The sequence below is a fragment of the Bradyrhizobium sp. USDA 4504 genome, assembly GCF_054063995.1.
On sequence record NZ_JBSSGV010000001.1, the window covers coordinates 1,532,408 to 1,555,588 of the forward strand.

At 63.9% G+C, this 23,181-nt stretch carries 20 protein-coding genes; 10 read left to right on the forward strand and 10 right to left on the reverse strand.

The window, feature by feature from the left end:
- Nucleotides 1–227: 227 nt before the first annotated feature.
- The 3 genes from ACVMB1_RS06585 to mdoH all read left to right on the forward strand — a co-directional run bounded on the left by ACVMB1_RS06585 (nt 228) and on the right by mdoH (nt 4,941).
- Nucleotides 228–1,124, forward strand: a complete 897-nt coding sequence (locus ACVMB1_RS06585) for a LysR family transcriptional regulator (protein WP_018270739.1) — start codon at nt 228–230, stop codon at nt 1,122–1,124.
- Nucleotides 1,125–1,366: 242 nt separating this feature from the next.
- Nucleotides 1,367–2,833, forward strand: a complete 1,467-nt coding sequence (locus ACVMB1_RS06590) for a glucan biosynthesis protein G (protein ID WP_456814169.1) — start codon at nt 1,367–1,369, stop codon at nt 2,831–2,833.
- Nucleotides 2,821–4,941: a glucans biosynthesis glucosyltransferase MdoH gene (mdoH, locus tag ACVMB1_RS06595; RefSeq protein WP_456848338.1), complete on the forward strand. Its 2,121-nt coding sequence runs from the start codon at nt 2,821–2,823 to the stop codon at nt 4,939–4,941. The genes ACVMB1_RS06590 and mdoH overlap by 13 nt, the downstream gene beginning before the upstream one ends.
- A gap of 9 nt (nt 4,942–4,950) precedes the next feature.
- On the opposite strand, the gene ACVMB1_RS06600 is transcribed toward mdoH, so the two are convergent.
- Nucleotides 4,951–7,272: an ATP-binding protein gene (locus ACVMB1_RS06600; RefSeq protein WP_456784388.1), complete on the reverse strand. Its 2,322-nt coding sequence runs from the start codon at nt 7,270–7,272 to the stop codon at nt 4,951–4,953.
- A gap of 193 nt (nt 7,273–7,465) precedes the next feature.
- The gene (locus ACVMB1_RS06605) at nt 7,466–8,854 is read right to left on the reverse strand and encodes a cation diffusion facilitator family transporter (RefSeq protein ID WP_456814172.1); all 1,389 of its coding nucleotides are present in this window, start codon (nt 8,852–8,854) and stop codon (nt 7,466–7,468) included.
- 555 nt (nt 8,855–9,409) lie between these two features.
- Here ACVMB1_RS06605 and ACVMB1_RS06610 point away from each other — a divergent pair.
- From ACVMB1_RS06610 to ACVMB1_RS06630, 5 genes are all read left to right on the forward strand, one after another.
- Nucleotides 9,410–10,006 (forward strand): TetR/AcrR family transcriptional regulator, encoded by a 597-nt coding sequence (locus tag ACVMB1_RS06610; RefSeq protein WP_456815234.1) that lies wholly within the window; start codon nt 9,410–9,412, stop codon nt 10,004–10,006.
- Nucleotides 10,007–10,098: 92 nt separating this feature from the next.
- Nucleotides 10,099–10,965: a DMT family transporter gene (locus ACVMB1_RS06615; protein ID WP_076833340.1), complete on the forward strand. Its 867-nt coding sequence runs from the start codon at nt 10,099–10,101 to the stop codon at nt 10,963–10,965.
- 424 nt (nt 10,966–11,389) lie between these two features.
- Nucleotides 11,390–13,411, forward strand: a complete 2,022-nt coding sequence (locus ACVMB1_RS06620) for an alkyl/aryl-sulfatase (protein WP_456814173.1) — start codon at nt 11,390–11,392, stop codon at nt 13,409–13,411.
- A 58-nt stretch (nt 13,412–13,469) separates the two neighbouring features.
- Nucleotides 13,470–13,721 (forward strand): hypothetical protein, encoded by a 252-nt coding sequence (locus tag ACVMB1_RS06625; RefSeq protein WP_456814174.1) that lies wholly within the window; start codon nt 13,470–13,472, stop codon nt 13,719–13,721.
- Nucleotides 13,722–13,775: 54 nt separating this feature from the next.
- Nucleotides 13,776–14,270 (forward strand): RlpA-like double-psi beta-barrel domain-containing protein, encoded by a 495-nt coding sequence (locus tag ACVMB1_RS06630; protein WP_456814175.1) that lies wholly within the window; start codon nt 13,776–13,778, stop codon nt 14,268–14,270.
- 93 nt (nt 14,271–14,363) lie between these two features.
- Here ACVMB1_RS06630 and ACVMB1_RS06635 read toward each other — a convergent pair whose 3' ends face one another.
- The 7 genes from ACVMB1_RS06635 to ACVMB1_RS06665 all read right to left on the reverse strand — a co-directional run bounded on the left by ACVMB1_RS06635 (nt 14,364) and on the right by ACVMB1_RS06665 (nt 21,141).
- Complete coding sequence (locus ACVMB1_RS06635) at nt 14,364–15,332, reverse strand: zinc-binding dehydrogenase (RefSeq protein ID WP_141340892.1); 969 nt, start codon at nt 15,330–15,332, stop codon at nt 14,364–14,366.
- A 171-nt stretch (nt 15,333–15,503) separates the two neighbouring features.
- A complete protein-coding gene (locus ACVMB1_RS06640; protein ID WP_456814176.1) occupies nt 15,504–16,499 on the reverse strand; it encodes an NAD(P)H-dependent flavin oxidoreductase in 996 nt (331 codons plus the stop codon).
- Nucleotides 16,500–16,745: 246 nt separating this feature from the next.
- Nucleotides 16,746–17,180 (reverse strand): CBS domain-containing protein, encoded by a 435-nt coding sequence (locus tag ACVMB1_RS06645; RefSeq protein ID WP_028331534.1) that lies wholly within the window; start codon nt 17,178–17,180, stop codon nt 16,746–16,748.
- A 300-nt stretch (nt 17,181–17,480) separates the two neighbouring features.
- Nucleotides 17,481–18,797: an oxalate/formate MFS antiporter gene (oxlT, locus tag ACVMB1_RS06650; RefSeq protein WP_028331533.1), complete on the reverse strand. Its 1,317-nt coding sequence runs from the start codon at nt 18,795–18,797 to the stop codon at nt 17,481–17,483.
- A 237-nt stretch (nt 18,798–19,034) separates the two neighbouring features.
- Complete coding sequence (gene oxlT / locus ACVMB1_RS06655) at nt 19,035–20,327, reverse strand: oxalate/formate MFS antiporter (RefSeq protein WP_456814178.1); 1,293 nt, start codon at nt 20,325–20,327, stop codon at nt 19,035–19,037.
- A gap of 257 nt (nt 20,328–20,584) precedes the next feature.
- Nucleotides 20,585–20,722 carry a hypothetical protein gene (locus tag ACVMB1_RS06660; protein ID WP_167350443.1) on the reverse strand — a complete coding sequence of 46 codons (138 nt, stop codon included), beginning with the start codon at nt 20,720–20,722 and terminating at the stop codon, nt 20,585–20,587.
- A 188-nt stretch (nt 20,723–20,910) separates the two neighbouring features.
- A complete protein-coding gene (locus ACVMB1_RS06665; protein WP_456784393.1) occupies nt 20,911–21,141 on the reverse strand; it encodes a hypothetical protein in 231 nt (76 codons plus the stop codon).
- 91 nt (nt 21,142–21,232) lie between these two features.
- On the opposite strand from ACVMB1_RS06665, the gene ACVMB1_RS06670 reads away from it, so the two are divergent.
- Nucleotides 21,233–21,865: a helix-turn-helix transcriptional regulator gene (locus tag ACVMB1_RS06670; protein ID WP_456814179.1), complete on the forward strand. Its 633-nt coding sequence runs from the start codon at nt 21,233–21,235 to the stop codon at nt 21,863–21,865.
- Between the two features lie 118 nt (nt 21,866–21,983).
- Here the strand turns inward: ACVMB1_RS06670 and ACVMB1_RS06675 are convergent, their stop codons facing one another.
- Nucleotides 21,984–22,490 carry a DUF2147 domain-containing protein gene (locus tag ACVMB1_RS06675; RefSeq protein ID WP_456814180.1) on the reverse strand — a complete coding sequence of 169 codons (507 nt, stop codon included), beginning with the start codon at nt 22,488–22,490 and terminating at the stop codon, nt 21,984–21,986.
- A gap of 133 nt (nt 22,491–22,623) precedes the next feature.
- Between ACVMB1_RS06675 and ACVMB1_RS06680 the strand changes: the two genes are divergently transcribed.
- On the forward strand, nt 22,624–23,181 hold the full coding sequence (locus tag ACVMB1_RS06680; RefSeq protein ID WP_456814181.1) for a DUF2975 domain-containing protein: 558 nt from the start codon (nt 22,624–22,626) through the stop codon (nt 23,179–23,181).

Consider the following 23,181-nt stretch of genomic DNA (forward strand, 5'->3'; position numbering starts at 1 on the left):
CGCACATGAGAGTTGGAATCCTTCGAAACATCAATAAAGCTGTCTCATGCGGCGATTGCGAAACGCGATTAATAGCGCTGTCGAATGGATCGATGCGGGATCGTAATAATGTTCTGGAATCACGCACTTCCGGGGCGCTTTGGATTTCGGGATCGAACCCCGATCGTGCTACCTATGGACGTGTTGGGCTGCCGCTTGGGGCGCCGTTTTCCGAAGGGATTTGAACCTTGATCGACAAGCTGGAACTTCTGCTGGCGCTGGCCAAGGAACGGCACTTTGGCCGGGCTGCGGAGGCGTGCGGCGTCACCCAGCCGACGATGTCGACCAGTCTCAAGCAGCTCGAGGAAATCCTCGGCGTCATGCTGGTGCAGCGCGGATCCCGCTTCCAGGGCTTCACGCCCGAAGGGGAGCGGACGCTGGACTGGGCGCGGCGCATCGTCGGCGATGCGCGCGCGATGAAGCAGGAGATCAACAGCCTCAAGGACAAGCTGTCGGGCGAGATCCGGATCGCGGCGATCCCGACCGCGCTCGGCATGGTGGCCTCGCTGACCACGCCGTTCCGGGCGCGCCATCCCGACGTGCGGTTCCGCATCCAGTCGTGCACGTCGGCCGATGTGCTCGGCCTGCTCGAGAATCTCGAGGTCGATGCCGGGCTGACCTATATCGAGAACGAGCCGATCGGCAAGGTCCGCACCATCCCGCTCTATAACGAGAGCTATCGCTTGCTGACGGCGCCGGATGCGATGTTCGGCGACCGCAAGCAGGTGACGTGGAAGGAAGTCGGCACCGTGCCGCTCTGTCTGCTCACGCCCGACATGCAGAACCGCCGCATCATCGATCGCGCGCTGACCTCGGTCGGCGCGGAGGCGACGCCGACGCTGACGTCGAACTCACTGCTCGTGCTCTACACCCACGTGAAGACCGGCCGCTGGGCCAGCGTGATGCCGGCCAAGCTCGCCGAGACGCTCGGCCTTGCGGATGCCGTGCGCAGCATTCCGATCGTCGATCCGGTCGTGGACTACAGCATTGGCCTCGTGATCCCGCAGCGCGATCCGATGACGCCGTTGATCGCAGCCCTGGTGCAGGTCGCACGCGAGGTCGCGCCGACGCTCGAGAGCGCGTAGCTCCCGGCATTCTCTCGCAGCCTTTTCGCCACGGTTCCGGCACGGCAGCAACCGACCACGCGTTGTGTGGTTGTGTTGAAGCAAGTCCTGGTCTTCAGCCGGCGGACAATCTTCGCTTGCTCGCAGCAAAGATGGAACTCAGCGCCGGTTCGGCGGTTGCATTGCGGCGTCCCGGTCAGCGAGCAGGAGCTGCTTTGAATCGTCGCCAGTTACTCCACGGATCGGCCGTATTGCCGACACTCATGTTCTTGCCACAGCGCCAGGCCGCCGCCGCAGCGAGCGCGACGGACGCACCCTTCAACCCAGGCATGGTCAGGGAGCTTGCGCGCAATCTCGCCGGCAAGTCGTTCGAGGCGCCGGACGAGAAATTGCCGAACGGCCTGACGGACCTCAACTACGACCAGTACCGCTCGATCCGCTTCACGCCCGAGCGCGCGCTGTGGCGCGGCGCGAAGCTGCCGTTCGAGGCGCAGTTCTTCCACCGCGGCTTCTTCTACAAGAACAAGGTCAAGATCTTCGAGGTCGCTGACGGCAAGGTCAGCGAAGTCAAGTACAGCAAGGACATGTTCTCGTTCGGCGAGACCGTGCCTGACTTCACCGAGACCGACCTCGGCTTTGCCGGATTTCGCATCCACGCGCCGATCAACAAGCCGAACTACTATGACGAGGTCTGCGTCTTCCTCGGCGCGAGCTATTTCCGCGCGGTCGCCAAGGACGAGACCTACGGCCTGTCGGCGCGCGGCCTGTCGATCGATACCGGCGAAGCCAAGGGCGAGGAGTTTCCGTTCTTCAAGGCGTTCTGGCTCGAGCGTCCCGTGCCCAACGCGACCTCGCTGGTCATTCACGCCTTGCTCGACAGCAAGAGCTGCGCGGCAAGCTACCGCTTCACGATCAGGCCTGGAGCGACCACGGTGTTCGATGTCGAGGCATCGCTCTATCCGCGTGCCGATCTCGAGCACGTGGGCCTTGCGCCGATGACGAGCATGTTCTTCTTCGGGCCCAACGATCGCAACGAGGTCGACGACTTCAGGCCGTCGGTGCACGATTCGGACGGGCTTGCGATCTACAACGGCAAGGGCGAGAGCCTGTGGCGCCCGCTGAGCAATCCGCGCGACCTCCAGATCAGCACGTTCCAGGACGTCAATCCGCATGGCTTCGGGCTGATGCAGCGCGAGAAGAATTTCTTCGCCTATCAGGACATCGAATCGCGCTTCGAGAAGCGTCCGAGCTTGTGGGTCGAGCCGATCGGCGACTGGGGCGAGGGCGCGGTCATCCTGTTCGAGATCCCGACCAAGGAAGAGATCCACGACAACATCGCCGCGTTCTGGCGGCCGAAGGCGCCGCTCAAGGCCAAGAGCGAGACCAATTTCACCTATCGCCTGCATTGGGGGCCGGATGCGCCGAAGCCGCATTCGCTCGCGCGCTTCACGCGCAGCGGCATCGGCGCGCATGGCGAGAACAGCAAGCTGTTCGTGCTCGACCTGTTCGGTGACAATCTGAAGGGGATCGATCCCGGCAGCGTCAAGGGCGTCGTGGCGGCCGAGAAGTCCGAGATCACGAATGTCGTCACGCAGCCAAATCCGAATACCGGCGGATGGCGGCTCAGCTTCCAATGCGCCGTCAAGAAGGACCCGGTCGAGCTGCGTGCGCATCTGGCGCAGGATGACAAGCCGCTCTCCGAGATCTGGGTCTATCGATGGGCGCCATAGTCACGTCGCCTCAGTCCGACGTCGCCGCGGCGGCCGACGGCTTCCTGCCACAAGAGAGCCCGCTTGCGATGTCGGCGGCCGATCTCGGCCGGCCGCCGCATGCGGTGAGCACGCCGGTGTCGGTCGGCGCGGGCATGTTGATGCGCCGCGCGTTCGTCCTGATGCTGACGGCGGCGCTGACCGGTGCCGGCGCCTACGAGATGTACATGGTGGTCCAAGTCGGCGGCGTGACGATCATGGAAGGCATGGTGCTGGTGCTGTTCGTCGCGCTGCTCGCCTGGATCGCGTTTTCGTTCGCTTCGGCGCTCGCCGGCTTCTTCGCTCTGCTTCGCCGCAACGGCAACGCCTTGCCGATCCGCGACGACGGTCCCTTGCCGCAGCTCGCGAGCCGGACCGCGGTCCTGCTCCCGACCTACAACGAGAATCCGCATCAATTGATGGCGCGCCTGCGCGCCATCAACGAGTCCGTCGAGGGGACCGGGCAGGGCGACAGCTTCGACTGGTTCGTGCTCAGCGACACCCGCGATCCCGATATCTGGATCGCCGAGGAGAGGGCGTTTCTCGAACTGTGCGAGGCCTGCGGCGCGCAACGGCTGTTCTACCGGCATCGCGCCGACAATACGGCGCGGAAGTCCGGCAATGTCGGCGAGTGGATCACGCGGTTCGGCGGCGCCTATCGGTTTATGATCGTGCTCGACGCCGACAGCCTGATGTCGGGCGACACCATGGTGCGGATGGCGCACGCGATGGAGACCAACCCGCAGGCGGCGCTGCTGCAGACGCTGCCGGTCATCGTCAATGCGCGCAGCCTGTTCAGCCGCCTGCAACAGTTCGCCGGCCGGCTCTACGGACCGATGGTCGCCGCCGGTGTCGCGTGGTGGCACGGCTCCGAGGGCAATTACTGGGGGCACAACGCCATCATCAGGATTGAGGCATTTGCGCAGCAGGCGGGGCTACCCGAACTCTCGGGACGCAAGCCGTTCGGCGGACATATCCTGAGCCACGACTTTGTCGAGGCGGCGCTGATGCGGCGCGCCGGCTGGGGCATCTACATGGCCCCGATGCTCGGCGGCAGTTTTGAGGAGGTGCCGCCGTCGCTATTGGATTTTGCCGCGCGCGACCGCCGCTGGTGCCAGGGCAATCTGCAGCATCTCGCCGTGCTGAGGACGCGCCGGTTGCATTGGATCTCGCGGCTGCATTTCATGACCGGGATCGGCTCCTACCTTACCGCGCCACTCTGGCTGTCGTTCTTGCTGCTCGGAATCCTGATCTCGTTGCAGGCGCGCTTCATTCGGCCCGAATATTTTCCGAAGGGTTTTTCGCTGTTCCCGAACTGGCCGGCGCAGGACCCGGTGCTCGCCGCCTGGGTATTTGGCCTCACCATGGCGCTGCTGATCGTGCCGAAGCTGCTCGGCTTCATCCTGTTGCTGACGCGGTCGGACGTGCGCCGGCAATTCGGCGGCGGGTTCCGGGCGCTGACGGGCGTGCTCGCCGAGGTGCTGATCTCGGCGATGATCGCGCCGGTCATGATGGTGTTCCAGTCGATCGCCGTCGTCGAGATCCTGCTCGGCCGGGACGCCGGCTGGCAGACGCAGCGGCGCGACGACGGCGCGGTCGAGCGGCGGGAGTTGTATCGGAAGTATGGCGTTCCCACCGCCTGCGGTGTCGCGATGGCGATAAGCGCCTGGGCGGTGTCGCTGCCGCTGTTGCTGTGGATGTCGCCGGTGATCGTTGGCCTGCTGTTTGCGATTCCGATCGGCGCCTGGACCGCCCGGCCGGCGATGCACGCGCTGTTCGTGACGCCGGAGGAAGCTAAGCCGCCACGCGTGCTGGTCCGCGCCAATGAGCTGGCGGCGTCGCCGGCACACGCATCGGCCCCTGCGCTCGCGACGTTGCGGCAGGATTCCGGGCTGTTGCAGCGCCATCTCTCGTCGCTGCCGCCGGCGCGGCGCGGCGGTCCGGGCGAGATCGATCTTCATCTCGCGGTGGCGCGTGCGCGGATCGAGGCAAGCGACAGCTTCGACCAGGCGGTCCGCCATCTCACGCCTCGCGAGACGTTGGCCGTGCTCGGTGATTCCGCGCTGCTGGAAGGGGTGCTTGCGAAGTAGTGGGGGGCGTCAGGCCGCTTCCGGCAGCTTCGTCTGCAGGGACCGCGGATCGCGCGGCAGCGTGACGCGGACGACGGTGCCGACGCCGAGCTTGGAGCGCAGCCGCATCGAGCCGCCGTGCAGATTGGTGAGCGAGCGCGCGATCGCAAGTCCGAGACCGGAGCCCTGGTAGCTCTTGGTGAGCTGGCTCTCGACCTGCTCGAACGGCTTGCCGAGCCGGCGCAGCGATTCCGGCGCGATGCCGATGCCGCTGTCGGCGATCAACAGCACGATCGAGTCATCCAGCATCTGGCCGCGCACTAGCACACGGCCGTGGTCGGGCGTGAACTTCACCGCATTGGAGAGCAGGTTGACGATGATCTGCTTGACCGCGCGGCGGTCGGCGACGACCGAGATCGTGCTTTCGATATTCGACTCCAGCGACAATCCCTTGTGCTCGGCGCGGCCGGAGACCACGCGCAGCGACTCCGCGAGGATGCCGGAGAGATCGAGCGGCTCCATGTCGAACTTCATGCGGCCGGCCTCGATCTTCGACATGTCGAGGATGTCGTTGATGACCTCGAGCAGGTATTTCCCCGACGTCAGGATGTCGTGGCAGTACTCCGCGTATTTGTCCGAGCCGAGCGTGCCGAACAGGCCGCTGCCCATGATCTCGGAGAAGCCGATGATGGCGTTGAGCGGGGTGCGCAGCTCATGGCTCATATTGGCGAGGAATTTCGACTTCGCGGCGTTGGCGTCCTCGGCGCGGGTCTTTTCCTGCGAATATTTTTCGGCGAGGTCGGCAAGCTCGACGGCCTGCCGTTCCAGCTCGGCTTGCGAGCGCTGCAGGTCGATCACGGTGGCGCGCAGGCGCAGGTCGTTGTCGACCAGCTTCTGCTCGTGCGCCTTGATGCGGGTGATGTCGGTGCCGACGGAGACGTAGCCGCCGTCCTTGGTGCGGCGCTCGCTGATGTGCAGCCAGCTGCCGTCGTCAAGCTGGGCCTCGAAGGTGCGGGCGCCGGGCGCCGGGACGCCGCTCTCGTGCAGGCGGGTGCGCACTTCCGGCATGCTGCCGACCTCGATCACGGTCTCGTAGGAGGTGCCGGGGCTGACGGCGGAATCGGGCAGCTTGTGCAGCCGCTGGAAGTGCGAGTTGCAGAGCACGAGGCGGTCGTCGGCATCCCAGAGCACGAAAGCCTCGGGAATGGTCTCGATCGCGTCGCGCAGCCTGAGATCGGCTTCCACCGACTTCTCGGCGAGGCTTTTCTGCTCGGTGATGTCGACCGCGATGCCGATCAGATGCAGGCCGCCGTCGGCGGCAGCATGGCTGAGCTCGCAGCGCACCCGCAGCCAGATCCAGTGGCCGCCGACATGGCGCATGCGGAAGCTCTGGTCGATGTGATCGATCTTGCCCGAGATCAGCTGGTCGGCGATGTCGAACAGGTTGATGTCGTCCGAATTCACCAGCGCGTTGACCTCGCCGAAGGTGAGGAGGTCGTTGCGGGTGTCGAGGCCGAGCAGGGTGAACATCGACTGCGACCAGAAGATCCGGCCGCGCGACAGGTCCCAGTCCCACAATCCGCAGCGGCCGCGGTTGAGCGCGGTGTCGATCCGGCCGCGCACGGCGTCGTTGATCAGGTCGCCCTCGCGGGCGCGGGTCGATTGCCAGTGGAACGCGAAGCCGAGGATCAGCACCACGAAGCTCGTGGTCGCCGACAGCGTCACCGAGAGTGCCGCATCCGATCCCCAGATCGGCTCGTTCATCTCCTGGATGACGACGACCTGGCCGGGCAGCGACTTGACGAGCTGCGAGATCGCCAGCGCGCCCGTGCCGCCGGGCAGCGTCATGTCGCTGACCGTGCCCTGCTGGCCGGGCGCGACGAGCAGCTGCGCGGTGGAGACGATGTCGAGGATGCGGTCGTTCTCGCCGGCGCCGTCGACCGGCACGCGCGCCAGCACGCGGTGATCGGCGCCGGTGATGATGACGTGGCGGCCGTAGGCGATGCCCCAGGACGGGATCAGGTCCGGCAGCAGTTCCTGCATCCGCTCGATGTTGGCGAGCCGGTCGCGCCGCACCGAGGTCAGGCGATCGAGACGTTCGGCGAGGATGTCGGACAGTGCAGCAAGGTCGCGCTTCATCGCGCCGCGCTTCTGCCGGTTCTGGTCGATCACCTGGACGAAGGCGCCGAGGCAGATCGTGATGAGGAAGGCGATGATGAGCGTAGGGACAGCGCGGCGCAGTGCAGGCTCGGCCGTCAGGAGCCTGTGATAGGCCGGTTTCGCGATCGACTGCGCCAATCCCTTGATCGAATCGGATTGGACGCACGCGTTCGCTGCATGCGCGCGCGCCATGCCTGAGACCCCCGCTCTAAGCTGATTTTTTACCCGGTTCGGATGCTCCCCACGATGCATCCGAATCATGATCATTTGAATCCAGATTTCCGGGACTGTCGAGAGTCAACGATTCGTTAATGCGAAAAAATTCTTGTCCCGGGAAGAATCATGCGGCGCAAAGCGAGTCCGAAACGGGAACGGTTCCGTAGAATTACGCGCGCGTCGGCTCTGCGTGACTGATCACACGCTTCACGGTGGGGAACGCACGACGCAGTTTGCGTTCGATCTCGTCGACGCTTTCGTGCACCTTGATCACACTCATCGAAGGCCGCGCGCGGCAATGGAAGTTGACGACCTCGCCGGCGTCGGTGTTGCGGACCCGCACATTGTGGATGTCATGGATCGCGCCGCCATCGGCAAAGCCGGTCAGCGCCGCCTTGATGGCTTCGACGCGGTCCGGCGCGGCGTCGGTTCCCCACGGCAGTTCCGGCTCGAGCGGCTCGATATGGGTGTCGACCTCGACGTCCTCGCCGAAATCCTCGCGGATCGCGCGCTCGAGCCCGTGGGCGACGTCGTGCGCCGCGTCCAGCGCCATGTCGCTGTCGACCTCGAGGTCGATGCCGACGATCAGCTTGCCGCCGATGTCGTGCACCGTGACGTGGTGGATGGCGAGGCCGGAATTGCGCGCGATCACCATGATGCGCTCGCGCACGCTCTCATTGTCGCGCGCCACCGGCACCGCGGTGAAGGTGAGGTCGGCGTCGCCGAACGCCTTGGTCACCGCCGCCTGCGCCCGGCGCTTGATGTCCTCGACGCGGTCGATCGGGTAGGTGCGCGGCACCTTGGCGATGGCATCGATGAAATGCGTCGCGCCGACCATGCGGACGCGCAACCGGTCGACATCGACCACCCCCGGCACGGCCTTGATGGCGGCGGTGGCCTTCTCCAGCGCGCCTTCGGGCGCGCGGTCGAGCAGGGTCTCGACCGTCTCCCGCGCCATGCGCAGGCCGAGCAGGGCGATCATCACCGCGACCGCGATCGCCGCTGCGGCATCGCCCCACCAGAAGCCGAAGCCGGCGAGCACCAGGCCGACGATGACGGCGGTCGAGCCCATCACGTCGGAGGCGAAATGCAGCGCATCGGCGGCCAGCGCCTGGCTCTTGGTGTCGCGCGCGGCGCGGTGCAGCGCGCGGGCCCGCCACAGATTGACGCCGATATCGATGACCAGAACGACAAAGGGAATGGCCGAGATCGACGGCGGCGGCGCGCCCTCGCGCAGATGGCTGTAGGCCTGGACCAGGATGCCGCCGGCCAGCACATAGAGCAGGGCGATGATGCCGAGCGCCGAGACGCTCTCGAACTTGCCGTGTCCGTAATGATGCTCGGCGTCGGCCGGCTGGTCCGACACCCGCACCACCGCCCAGGTGATGATGGTGGCGACCAGGTCGATCGACGAGTGCAGCGCCTCCGAGATCAGCGCCAGCGATCCGATCGCGATGCCGACCACGAACTTCGCCACCGCCATGCTGCCGCTGGCGAGGATCGAGATCGCGGCGACCGATGTCTTGGTGGAGGGTGCGCTGGTGCTGGAAGAGCTCATGGGCGGCGGTTTAGCAGGGAGTTGGTGAACATCAAGCGTCGTTGATGAAACGCAATCGCCACTCAGTTGCAATTGCAGGATTTTGCCAAAATCACGCGGTCGTCCCGGCGGAAGCCAGAATCCACAACCACAGGGTTGTGTGGTTGAAGTGAGCTGTGGCAACCGCATCGCGTCATGACTCGCATTCGGGGTAATGGGTCCTGGCTTCCGCCAGGACGACGCTGGATGTGTTGCGCGACGTGTCAACCGAACATCTGCGTTCTCGCGGCGCGTTTCGCCCGAGCTTTGCAAAATCGTTTCGCCACGACACAAGAGGGCGCAGGGAATGCCGGGTGCGCGCTGCACCGCCCGTCGTGTCGAATGGGTAACTCATGCCGCCATCTCGACGCGTAACGTAGGATGGGTAGAGCGCAGCGAAACCCATCATCTCGGCGTGCGGATGCAATCGATGGGTTTCGCTTCGCTCTACCCATCCTACGAGCTAATGATCCAAAGCGGCCCTTGCCATTTAAGGACCGATTGGTCTATATATCGGCAATGAGCCGCCAAACCACCATGCAGGCGCCCCGTGGCCGCCCGCGAAGTTTCGACGTGGACGCCGCCATCGAACGCGCGATGAATGTGTTCTGGTCGCGCGGCTATCGCGCCACGGCACTCCCGGACCTGCTGCGTGCGACAAAACTCTCGCGCGGCAGCCTTTACGCCGCGTTCGGCGACAAGCACTCGCTGTTCCTGCGCGCACTCGATCGCTACATTGCCGATGCCCTGACCCGGATGGATGACGAATTCGATCCCCGCAGAGATCCGGTCGATGGCCTGCGGGCCTACCTTGCCGGTTACGTTGAGCGCACGTGCGGTGCCAATGGCCGGCGTGGCTGCCTGTTGGTGGCGACGGCGATGGAGCTGGCCGGCCAGGATGCCGAGGTTGGTCGTCGCTTCGCGAGCTTCTTCAAAACCATGGAGACCAGGGTGGCGGATGCATTTTCCCGTGCGGAGATCGCGGGCAGATTGGCCGATGGCGTCGAGCCTTCGAGTGCCGCCCGAATCCTGATCTGTTTCCTTTGGGGGCTGCGCGTGGTCGCAAAGACGGCTCCGGCACGTACCACGTCGCAGGCCACCGCTGACGCGCTGCTCGATCGCTTCATCAAATAAGCAACTGTTGGAATGACCCTTGATGTCCTCTGGACGTCTGCGCGATCGGTACGCCCATATATGGACCGATCGGTCTTGAAAGGAAGGATGCGATGTCTGCCATCCAGATCATTTGCGCGGTGGCCGTTCCCTTGCTCTGGGGTTATCAGTTCGTGGTCATCAAGGTCGGCGTCACCGAGTTTCCGCCGCTGTTCTTCCTCGGACTGCGTTTCCTGGCCATCGCGCTGCTGCTTGTTCCGTTCGTCAGAAGGCCGACACGCCAACAACTCGGCCCTGTCTCAGCTATTTCGGTTTTCCTCGGCGGACTGAACTTCGGGCTGTTCTATGTCGGCCTTGGGCTCGGCTCGGGGAGCATGTCGGCGGTCGCCTATCAACTCGCCCCGCCGTTCACCGTGCTGCTCGCCTGGCCGCTGCTCGCGGAGCGGCCGTCGCTCGTCACATCCGCTGGCGTGGTGCTGGCGTTCGTCGGCGTGGTGGTGCTGGCGGCGGGGCCGGGGCTGTCGGCAAACGTGCTGCCGCTGCTGCTCGTGGTTGCCGCGGCGTTCGCATTCGCGGTGTCCACCGTCCTGACGAAACGCTACGGCCCGTTTGATCCCCTGATGCTGATGGGGTGGTCGTCGCTGCTCACGGTGCCGCAGGTGATGTTGATGTCGCTGTTGCTGGAATACGGACAGCTGGCGAGCCTTGGCACTGCGGATCAACGGGGCTGGCTGGCGCTCGCCTACACCGTCTTCATCGGCGGCATTGTCGGGTTCGGCCTGTGGTTCTGGCTGATCGCCCGCTGCTCCATGGCCCGTGTCGCCCCCTTCGGTCTGCTGCTTCCGGTGTTCGCTTTGATCTCGAGCGTGCTGTTCCTTGGCGACCAGGTGACGCCGAAACTGGTCGTCGGCGGACTGCTCGCGATCTCCGGCGTCGCCATCACACAGGTCAGACCGGGTGCGAAGTCGGACCAGTCGTAGCGCTCGCAGGGACGGCATTTCGGCCGTAGCCGATGCTTCGCTTCCGCAACAGGGAACCCCCTTCGGTCGGTCGTCCGTTTGCGTAAAATGCGAACGGTTCGCCGCCGCCAGGACGCGAGCGTGTGCGGCAAAACAGCGCTCTCTCGGCATGGCCGGTGCGCGGCGCCTCGCCTCAGAGCCGGCCATCGCGGCATGCAGGGCTACTCGGAGCGTGATTTCGCGCGCCAGACATCTTTTTGACCGCTCAGCCCGCAGCGTTGGTGTGCAGCTTGTGCCAGAGCGCGCAGCCATGCGGACGGATGCTGCCGGACATGTTTCGACGTCGCAACTTCGGGTGGAACGATTGCCCTCTGGACGTGTTTGGCGGCGATGCTCTCGGCGCTCAGGGAGTGGACCAATATCCAATGCAGAAGGGAGAGGCCACATGAGGAGCGTTTTCGCGAAGGCGTCAATCCTCGGGCTTGTCAGCGCGGGGCTGATCGGTACGGCTGCGGCACAGACTCAAGATTTGCGCAATGGCGCGGCCGATGCGACCAAGCAGGCAAATTCGGTCTTGCTGAAACAGCTGCCGTTTAACGACACCTCCGATTTCGACGCCGCGAACAAAGGCTTCATGGCCGCGCTGCCTTCCGAGGCAATTAAGGGAAGCACGGGCAACGCGATCTGGAACCCGCAGCAGTACGGCTTCATCAGCGACGCGACGGCCCCCGATACGGTCAACCCAAGCCTGTGGCGACAATCCCGGCTGATCAACATCTCCGGCTTGTTCGAGGTGACCGACGGCATCTATCAGGTCCGCAATCAGGACCTGTCGAACATGACGATCATCGAGGGCAGCGAGGGCATTACAATCGTCGATCCGCTCGTGTCGGCAGAGACGGCAAAGGTGGCGCTCGACCTGTACCGCTCGAAGCGCGGCAACAAACCCGTCAAGGCCGTGATCTACACCCACAGCCACGTCGATCACTATGGTGGTGTGCGGGGCGTCACCAGCGAGGACGACGTCCAGTCCGGCAAGGTCAAGATCTACGCGCCGGATGGATTCCTGGAGGCTGCGGTCGCCGAGAACGTCATGGCCGGCACCGCGATGAGCCGGCGCGCCAGCTACATGTACGGCAACCTGCTCAAGGCGGATCCGAAAGGTCAGGTCGGCGCGGGTCTCGGCACCACGACCTCGGCAGGCACGGTCACGCTCATCGCGCCGACCAACATCATCAAGGAAACCGGACAGAAAGAAAAGATCGACGGCTTGACCTACGAATTTCTGATGGCGCCCGGTTCGGAAGCGCCTTCGGAGATGATGTGGTTCATCGAGGAAAAGAAGGCGATGGAATCCGCCGAGGACGCGACCCACACGCTGCACAATACATATTCGCTTCGCGGCGCCAAAATTCGCGAGCCGCTTCCCTGGTCGAAATACCTCAACCAGGCGCTGGTGATGTGGGGCGACAAGGTCGACGTGGTGTTTGCGCAGCATCACTGGCCGACATGGGGCAATGACAAGGTGGTTTCACTTCTGGAGAGCCAGCGCGACCTTTACCGCTTCATCAACGACCAGACCTTGCGCATGGTCAACCACGGCATGACGATGCGCGAGATCGCCGACGGATTCAAAATGCCTGACAGCCTCGCCAACGTCTGGGCAAACCGTGGTTACTACGGCTCGATCTATCATGACGTGGCCGCCACCTATGTTCTTTATCTTGGCTGGTTCGACGGCAACCCGGCCACCCTGCACGAACTGCCGCCGGTCGAGGCGAGCAAGAAGTACGTCGAGTTCATGGGCGGCAGCGACGAGGTTCTGAAGAAGGCCAAGGCTTCCTACGACAAGGGCGAATATCGCTGGGTGGCTCAAGCCGTCCACCACGTCGTGTTCGCCGATCCCGACAATCAGGCCGCCAAGAATCTCGAAGCCGACGCGCTCGAGCAGCTCGGCTATCAGGCCGAGTCCGGACCGTGGCGCAACTTCTACCTGACCGGCGCCCAGGAGCTGCGCAACGGTGTCGCCAAGCTGCCGACGCCGAACACCGCGAGCCCCGATACGGTGCGCGCGATGTCCGCGGATTTGTTCTTCGACTATCTCGGGGTTCGCCTCAACGCGGAGAAGGCCGGCAACGCGCATGCGAAGCTCAACTTCGAGTTCGGCAAGGACGGCAACTACTTCGTCGAACTGAAGAACGGAGTGCTGAACCACACGGCGAACATGAAGTCCAACAATGCCGATGCGACCGTCGCGTTGTCGCGGGATACGCTGAACAGCATCATCCTGCAGCAAACCAGGTTTGATGATGCCATCTCGGCCGGCGCGGTGAAGGTCAGCGGAGACCAGACCAAGCTGCGCGATCTCGTGTCGTATCTCGACACGTTCGACTTCTGGTTCAATATCGTGACGCCGAACCAGACGGCTCAATCCGCCACGACGGGGCGAGGGGGAACGTCGCGATAATCATAACGTTAATCACACGGTCAAGCGGCGCGGGGCACTTGCTTCGCGCCGCTTTGCTATGCGCACCTTCGCCGAAGATGGCGCGGATTTCCGCGATCGAGCGGGTGCGGAAGGTGACGCCGACACTCTTCACGCGCTGTCGAAGACAGCTCCATTCAGTCATTTTGCTGACGCAATCTCTGTTTTAGTCGAGCCAGAAACTGAAAAACACGGTGTGAGGGCCGCCCAGGTTCTCACGATGGTTCCACCGCCGGAACTGGCACGAATCCGCAAGGAATTGGCACGCGTAAACGCCTCCGCGTTCGCTTGACCATGTTTTGCGGCATCGGGAACCGGACGATCGAAGAAAATCAATTAAGGAGTTATGATGCTGTTCGGCTCGAGCGCCGCGATTTGCGGCGCCCTGGTTGCGCTCGCCTTTTTTGGCACCGCTGCTCGAAGTGAAATCGCTGCGGTTCATTCGAGCGCCGTCGTCAATGCCGCGCGTGGGGATGCAATCGTTGGCGCGGCATCCATGTACAATCCGTTCAAGCCCGGCAAGGAGGAGGGCGGTCCGAGCACAGCCTCCGGCGAGCGCTATGATCACTCGGTCTGGGCGGCTGCCATCAAGACGAGTTTGCGCCGGAAGTTTGGTGGGGTCCAATTTGGCGCGAGGCCGAAATATGCCCTCGTCGAGGCCGTCGGCAAGAAGGTCATCGTGAAGATAAATGACGTGGGGCCACTCAGGCCTGGCCGCATCATTGACCTCAATGAGCGGACGATGCGCTATTTCGATCCAAGCCTGGAGCTCGGAGTCATCAGTGGCGTCAAGGTTAGCCCGCTTGCGGGGGACTATTGGATTCCAGGACCTGTCGGCTGAACATCGCACGCGAAAGAGCCAGGGCATAGCACGCGGCAAGCGCGGACCCGTTGGCTGATCCGCCCTTCACTCGCAAATCGCCGGAGCCTGCTGCTACAGCGTCACCACGATCTTGCCGAGGTGCTTGTTGGCTTCCATGTGTTCGAACGCCTTGCCGATGTCGGCGAATTTGTAGACCTGGTCGATCGGCAGCTGCAGCTTGCGTGCCTCGACCGCGGGCCAGATGTCCTTGCGCACCTCGTCGAAGATCGCGCGGATCTCCTCGATCGAGCGGGTGCGGAAGGTGACGCCGATATACTGGATGCGGCGCGCCGCGTGCAGGTCGAAGTTGAAGTCGCCGTGGGTGCCGCCAAGCCGGCCGACATTGACGATGCGGCCCTTGACCTTGGTCGCCTTGAGGTTCTGGTTCGCGACCGGTCCGGAAACCTGGTCGACGATCAGGTCGACGCCTTCGCCTGATGTCGCCTGCAGCACCTGATCGACCCAGCCGGGATCCTTCGAGTCCACCGCGAGATCGGCGCCGAACTCCTTCAGCCGGCCGCGGCGCATCGCGTCGGTCGATGAGCCCACCACGAGCTTGGCGCCCTTCAGCTTGGCGATCTGCATCGCCATCAGCCCGACGCCGGAGCTTGCGCCCTGGATCAGCACGCTCTGGCCCGGCAGCAGTGCGCCATTGGTGACGACGGCGTTGTGCATGGTGGCGAGCGCAACGGGCAGGGTTGCGGCCTCGTCGAAGTTCATGTTGGAGGGCGCGCGGAACAGCCGGCCGTGATCGGCCAGCGTGTATTCGGCGAATGCCGCGCCGCCGGAGCCCATGATCTTGTCGCCGACCTTGACGCCCTTGGCATCGGGGCCGAGTTCGGCGACCTCGCCGGCCCATTCCATGCCGAGCACGGTGCCGACGCCGCCGGCCGCGCCGTGGACATGGCCCTTGGTCATGCCGAGATCGGCGCGGTTCAGCCCGCAGGCATGAACCTTGACCAGCACCTGGGTGCCCTTCGGCACGGGCTTCGCAACGTCGGTGATTTCAGGGCCGTTAGGGCCGTAGACATAGGCTTTCATGGGCTTCTTCTCGTTGTGTCTAACGCGAGATGACTTGAATTCCGTCATCCTGAGGTGGCCGCTTTTTCAGCGGCCCTCGGAGGATGGACGGCCCGGCTGGTGGCCGTCGACCCTTCGAGACGCGCTTCGCGCTCCTCAGGGTGACGGATAACACTCGTGCTCCGCTCCGGCCTATTCCGCGGCCTGGCGCTTGGCGCCGGACATCATCGCTTCCAGCCGCTCGCGAATGATCGCTTCCGCTTCGTGGACGATGCGCGACACCAGCTCGGCGCAGGACGGAATGTCATGGATCAGGCCCTGCACCTGGCCGGCCGACCAGATGCCTTCGTCGGCATCACCCGACGCGTAGACCATCTTGCCGCGCGCGCCGGCGACCAGCTCGCGCACATCCTCGAACTTGGCGCCTTCCTTCTCCATCTGCACGACCTTGGTCGAGATCGCGTTCTTGGCGACGCGCGAGGTGTTGCGCATGGTGCGGAAGATCAGCTCGGTCTCGCGCTCGTCATTGGCGACGATGCGTTCCTTTACCAGCTGATGGATCGGGCTCTCCCTGGTGCACATGAAGCGCGTGCCCATGTTGATGCCTTCGGCGCCGAGCGCGAGCGCTGCGACCAGGCCGCGCGCATCGCCGAAGCCGCCGGAGGCGATCATCGGGATCTTCACCTTGTCGGCGGCGGCGGGGATCAGGATCAGGCCGGGGGTGTCGTCCTCGCCGGGATGGCCGGCGCATTCAAAGCCGTCGATCGAGATCGTGTCGGCGCCCATCCGCTCGGCGGACAGCGCGTGGCGAACGCTGGTGCATTTGTGCAGCACCTTGATGCCGTGCTTCTTGAACTCGTCGACATGCTCCTGCGGCTTGTTGCCGGCGGTCTCGACGATCTTGATGCCGCTCTCGATGATGGCCTGGCGGTATTCGGCGTAGGGCGGCGGCTTGATCGCGGGCAGGATGGTTAGGTTGACGCCGAACGGCTTGTCGGTCAGCTCGCGGCAGCGCGCGATTTCCTTGCGCAGATCGTCCGGCGTCGGCTGCGTCAGCGCGGTGATCATGCCGAGCGCGCCGGCATTGGCCACGGCGGCAACCAGCTCGGCGCGCCCGACCCATTGCATGCCGCCCTGCACGATCGGGTGGTCGACGCCGAACATTTCGGTGAAACGTGTCTTGATCATTCTGCCCTCGTTTCCATCAGGATTTTCCGTGTCGCGGACGGCGGCGCACGGTGTTGTTATGGATGTCGAGGGGAAGGATGCAGTCCTGTCCGGCAATTGTCTACCGGCGACCTGCGGCGCGCCCATGCGGAAATGACAGGCCGCGGCGGTCGGGCGAGGGCGGGACGGAAATCTTTCGTCATCTGTTCAGGCGCTGGTGATCGAACACGCAGCGCCTGGCTGAGAGCAAGGCAAAGCAGGCGCTTGTTACGCCGGCACGGCGTCCTTCTTCGACGCGGCGGTCTCCTCGTCGAATGCGGCGGCGATGTCGCGCATGCTGACGACGCCGATCAGGCTGTAATTGTCGATGACGGGCACGTGGCGAATGTGGTGCTTGGTCATGAGATGACGGATGTGCTCGAGCGTGTCGCTCGATGTGCACGACACCAGCTGCTGCACCGACACGAACTGCGACACCTTCATGCTTGCGCCCGCCGCACCGTGCTCGGCGATCGCGCGCACCACGTCGCGCTCGGTGAACATGCCGACGGCGGTGTTACCCTCGGTGCGAACGACATCCTTGACCACGAGCGCGCTGATATTGCTGGCGCGCATCAGTTGCGCGGCGATCGCCACCGTCTCGTTCATGCGCACCGTGGCGACGCGGGGGGTCTTCTTGCGCAGGATATCTCCGACTTGCATGGCAACCTCCTTGGTTATCGTTGACTGGAGTCTGGTATACAAAATGCCAATTGTCAACGTGGCTGTCACAGAAATCTACCATCAGCAAAATGCTTAAATAGGCAGGTTTGCTGACATTTCCGACGATTGTGAGCGGCCGTGGGCGGCGCGGGCGATCTGCCGCACTAAGCGTGGTGGCATCTGGCATCCCTGAGTTGGCAAAAAAGAGAAGAGGCGCACCGAAATGCGCCTCCATCAGTCTCCGGGGAAATGTCGGGACCAAGCGGTCCTGATCGGGTGGTCTTTAGCCAAGCCGTCTTGTTAAGCCGTCTTGGCGCTCGTCGCGGTCTCTTCCGCGGCGGCAGCCTCGTTGCCGTTGATGAAGGCGCGGCGCATCGGCTTGATCACGAACAGCGCCATCAGCGCCGCGGTGGCGTTGAGGGCGACCGCTATCACGAACACCGCCTGCCAGCCATAGCTGGCGGCAACGATGCTGGCGGCAGGCACCAAGAGCGCTGCGGTGCCCTTCGCGGTGTAGAGCATGCCGTTGTTGGTGGTCGCGAACTTCGAGCCGAAGGTGTCGCCGCAGGTCGCCGGGAACAGCGAGTAGATCTCGCCGAACACGCCGAAATAGACCGCGGTCGCCAGCACGAACACCACCGGGTTGTGACCCCAGGTGGATAGCGTGAGCAGCATCAGCGCGCCGGTGCCGAACGCAATGAACATGGTGTGCTCGCGGCCGATATTGTCGGACACCCAGCCGAAGAACGGCCGTCCGAAACCGTCGAAGATGCGGTCGAGCGAGATCGCAAAGGTCAGCGCGGCCATCTGGAAGCCGGCGAGCGTGACCGGCGTGTTCGCGATCTTGTAGTCGTGCGCGATCGGCGCGATCTGCGCCGCCGCCATCAGGCCGCCGGCGGCGACCATCACGAACACCAGATACATCACCCAGAAGATCGGGCTGCGCAGCACCTGCGGCGGCGTGAAGTCGACCTTGGTCTGCGGCAGATTGAGCTGCTTCTTCTTCGGCGGGATCGAGACCGCGGGCGGCTGGATGAAGAAGGCGAGCAGGAAGACGATCAATCCCTGTCCGATGCCGAAATCGAAGAACGCAGTCTGATAGCCGCTCGCGGCGATCATCTTTGCAATCGGCACCACCGTGAGCGCGGCGCCGGCGCCGAAGCCGGCCGCGGTTGCGCCGGCGGCGAGGCCGCGGCGATCGGGAAACCACTTCAGCGCGTTGCCGACGCAGGTGCCGTACACCGCGCCGGCGCCGATGCCGCCGAACACGGCGGCGGTGTAGAGCAGGGCGAGCGAGTCGGCATAGGAGTTCAACACCCAGGCGAGCGCGATCATGATGCCGCCGAACATGATGACGAGCCGCGGGCCGTATTTGTCGACGAACCAGGCCTCGACCGGCACCAGCCAGGTCTCGGTCACCACGAAGATCGTGAAGGCGAACTGGATCGCCGCGCGGCCCCAGTGGTGCGCGCCGTCGATCGGATCGACGAACAGCGTCCAGCCATATTGCAGGTTCGCGATCATCGCCATGCAGACGATGCCCATGACGAGCTGCAGCCAGCGGAAGCCGCTGGACGAAGGTTGAGCTTGTGTGACGGCAGTATTGCTGGAAACCATCAAGTCCTCCCGAGCGCGCTGGTCTTGTGACCGAGTGTCGCAATTATTGTGGCGTATCGTCGCAAGCGCCCGGCGGAAGTTGGTATACTATATTCCAGAAAGCAAGCCCTTCATTCCGCTGCAACGCAGCAAATCTGACATTCGACGCGCCGGTCCAGACGGCATCTCGTGGCCAGCCAAAATGAAAAGCGCCCGGCTTTTGGCCAGGCGCTTCGCAGGCTGTGGTGAGGCGGTTGCTCAAGCCGTAGCCGATTTCGCGACCACGATTTTTCGCCAGGGCTTGAGCAGCATGATCGCGAGCAGCGAGGCGAGGATGTTGGCGCCTGCCGCGATGATGAACACCTTGTCCCAGTTGCCCGACGATTGCTGCATGTAGTTGGCGATCGGCACCAAGAGCGCCGCGGTGCCCTTCGCGGTGTAGAGCAGGCCCGCATTCGTGGTGGCGAACTTGGCGCCGAACGTATCGGTGCAGGTCGAGGGGAACAGCGAGTAGATCTCGCCCCAGGCAAAGAACACGAAGCCCGAGAGCAGCACGAACCAAACCGGGTCGTGTCCCCAGAGGTAGAGCATCCAGATGCCGATGCCTTCCATGCCGAAGGCGATGAACATCGTGTTCTCGCGGCCGATCATGTCGGAGATCCAGCCGAAGAACGGACGCGTCAGGCCGTTGAGGACGCGGTCGATGGTTGCCGCGAAGGTGACGGCCGTCATCGTCACCGCCATCAGCGTGACCGGCACGCTGTCGACCTTCCAGTCGACCGCGATCGGCTTCAGGTTCGCCGTCACCATCAGGCCGCCGGCGCCGACGATCACGAACATGAAGTACATCAGCCAGAAGATCGGCTGCCGCAGCACTTCGGTCGGCTGATAGTTACGCCGGGTCTGGATGATGTTGGCGTTCGCCACGACGGCCGGCACCTGTCCGGCCTTCGGCGCCAGCAGGAAGAAGGAGAGCAGCACGATGATGATGCCCTGGCCGAGACCGAAATACAGGAAGGTGGTCTGGAAGCCGGAGTCCTTGATCATCGCCTGGATCGGCGCGACCGTGAGCGCCGAGCCTGCGCCGAAGCCGGCAGCGGTGATGCCCGCGGCAAGTCCGCGCTTATCCGGAAACCATTTCAGCGCGTTGCCGACGCAGGTGCCGTAGACGCCGCCGGCGCCGATGCCGGCGATGATCATGCCGAGATAGTAGCCGTTTAGCGACGTCGCCTGGGCGTTGATCGCCCAGCCGAGTGCGCAGAGGATGCCGCCGACCAGCACGACGATGCGCGGACCGTATTTGTCGACGAACCAGCCTTCGACCGGCACCAGCCAGGTCTCGAACAGCACGAACAGCGTGAAGGCCCATTGGATCGATGCGCGATCCCATCCGAATTTCTTCTGGATGTCGGGGACGAAGAACGTCCACCCGTATTGATAATTTGCGATCATCACCATCGCTGCGACGCCGATCGCGAGTTGCGTCCAGCGATAGGTGTCGCTGACACGCGCGGCCGCAGGGGCCGCAGTTGCCTGAACCATGTCCGACATAGATCCTCCCAGTGCGCCCCTTGTCGTTGCTTATGAGCGCGCGACGGCCATCTTGGTATCCGATATGCCAAGGTTCAAGCTGTCGCAGGGGCGGCGCGCGCTTATGCCGCACAGGACTCAGCCCGGGCACCCCGGGAGAGTAGTTCAGCGCGCAAGGAAATGGCCCCGAAAATCGGGGCCATTGGTCGAAGGTTTAATGTCAGGTCGCATCTTGCGACGAAAGCTGCATCGGCGGAGAGCGCCGGAAATCCCTTGGCTTAGAGGCCGAAGCGCGGCAGGTCGCCGTTGCGATTCGAAATCTCCGCGCTCTTCATCAGCAGGCGGTCGATCGAGGCCAGCAGGCGGCCGAACAGGGTGGAGGAGGGCGCAAGCGTCAGTACAGTGGTCTTGGACATTGGTGTCCCCTTTCATTGGAGGCCAGCAATGGGCCGGCTCATCATCTGCAGCCAAACTATGTATACCAGATGCCAGATACAACGGACTTGTTTGCATGGCAGCATGCACGACTGTGCAATGCAGCAAAATCGGCGGATCGGATTCCGGATCGGCGTGGATGGGGCGGGAGCCAGGCGGCGACGCCGGGTCAGAATTTCCAGCTAAAACTGGCCTTTACCGAGTGGTCCTGGACCCGGTCGGCAAGCTGGCCGACATAGGCGATGCCGATGCTGGCCTGCGGTGTGACCCGCAGGTCGAGGCCGCCTTCGACCAGTGCCGCGTTCCGCGCCAGCGGCACGCCGGCCACGGTGAATCCGGTTCCCAGGCCCTGGAACGCGAGCGAGATGTCGGGGTCACGTCGCCGAAGGCGTACTGCCACGCCACCGCCTGTTCGCCGGCGTCGGCCGCCTGGTCGATGCGGAGGTGGTGAGCTTCACCGAGTTCCATCGTCCGAGCTGGGATTCCGGTCGTTGATTTCGGTCGGCGACGATCCGGAGGTTCGTGCCCGCGGCATGCAGGCGTTTGCGAAGCACATGCACTCGCATCCGTTCTGGCAGCACGATCCGGCGTTCTATGGCGAACGCGCGCTGCGCGAGTCGGATTTCTTCAGCGACGAGGAATTCGTCGAGCTGCCGATTGCCAATGAGGTGTTCCTGCCGTCGGGGGCGCGGCGGATCATGGGGATCGCGTTCGAGCACGCCGGTTATGTGGTCACGGTTGTCGGGCATCGCGTGGTGGGACGGCCGGCGTTCAGCGACGAGGAGCGCGACCGGATGCAGGGTTTTCGTCCGCACATCCTACGCGGCTACCGCCAGGCGCAGGAGCGAACCCTGGCGGCGCTGACACCGAGCGACCGCCTGCGTCTGGCATTTCCCGCGCTGACGCCGCGCCAGATCGAGGTGGCGTCGTGGATCGCGCAGGGCAAGTCGAACGAAGAGATCGCTGCTATCCTCGGCGTCGGGCTCGATGCCGTGAAGGCGCACGTCAAGGCGATCAACAGCAAGATCGATTCCGACAGCCGGCGCGCCGCGATCGTCATCGCCCACACCACGCCGCCCTTCGCCGATCTGCCGCCGTTGTGGAAGCTCGGCGTGGAAGGCTGAGGGCGGGCGGCGAGTTCATAAAAGAAGGCCGCCCAAATGCGGCGGCCTCGAGTGAGCGGGTTTGCTTTTCTTCTTGGCCGATGAAGGGTAGGGGCCAAGTCCCTTCACCGCATTCCCTTCACCGCGTCCAGTCTTCGCCGGCGCACAGCGTTCCCATGCAGCCGCGAACGTTCAGCGTGCCCGGCGACACCAGCGTCACCGAGCTCTCATAGGTCTTGCCGTCGTCGGCGTTGTAGATCCGGCCGGCCCATTTGTTCGGGCCGGCGGGCTGCATGTTGATGAACAGCGACATGCCTATGACCGGTCGGGTGCGCTGCGCGCGATCGGCATTCTTGTCGTCGAGCTGCGGCTTGCCGGTGGCCTTGTCTGTCGGCTCCTTCAACCAGACGACGCGGCCGCACAGCGCGCTGCCGCAGCGGTGGACCTTGATCCTGGCGTCGCCGGATTGGGTCAGCCAGACGCCGGCCGGATCGTTGGCCTTGTCGCTCGCCTTGGCGGCATCGGCGGGGCTGCCGAGCAGCGGGATGTGGAACGCGGCCACGATCAAGCGGCGCGTGAGGTGAGCGTGGATCAATTGCTTCAGGGCCTTGCGCTGGCCGTTTTGGTCTGGGAATACCGTCATCATCCACCTTCTTCATGAAAAATTTCATGATAAACATGAAATAAATCACGCTTAAGGTTGAGTCAATGACATTGCCTGGGCATGATGCAATCCGGCCGTACCGGCTTTTTGGCAAAGAATTTTTCGGATGGGTGCGATGAGGAAATCGGTTCGTGAGCAGCGCCAGCTCTGGTTTCGCAGGCTCGATCGGGCGTTCTGGTTGATCTGGGCGGCGTTGCCGGTGGTGTTGTGGCTGGCCTATTACCGCACCACCACGGCGTCGGCGACGATCGCCGAGAGCCTGATCGGCGACCAGGCGAAGTGCGCCAGCATCGTCGCCAACCCGCTGACCATGTCCGCCAAGGGCCAGGTGTTGTTCTGGTCGCTGTTCGCGCTTGGGGTATCGTTTTACGCCGTGCTGATCGGCATCCTGCATCGCATGGTGAACCGATTCGCCAACGGACGGATCTTCGTGTCCGAAACGCTGCAGGGTGTCTGGTGGATGGGGATCTTCCTGGTGGTCTGGCCGTTTGTGGATACGATCACGACCATCGCGGTGACCTATGCGCTGTATCAGCTTGGCGACATCAAATTCTTCCTGCCGAGCTACGGCGTCGACGTCGGCACGGTCGCAGGCGGCGTGTTCCTGATGGCGCTGAAATTCGTGATCGAGCAGGCCATCCTGTTGCAGTCCGAAAACGATCTGACGATCTGA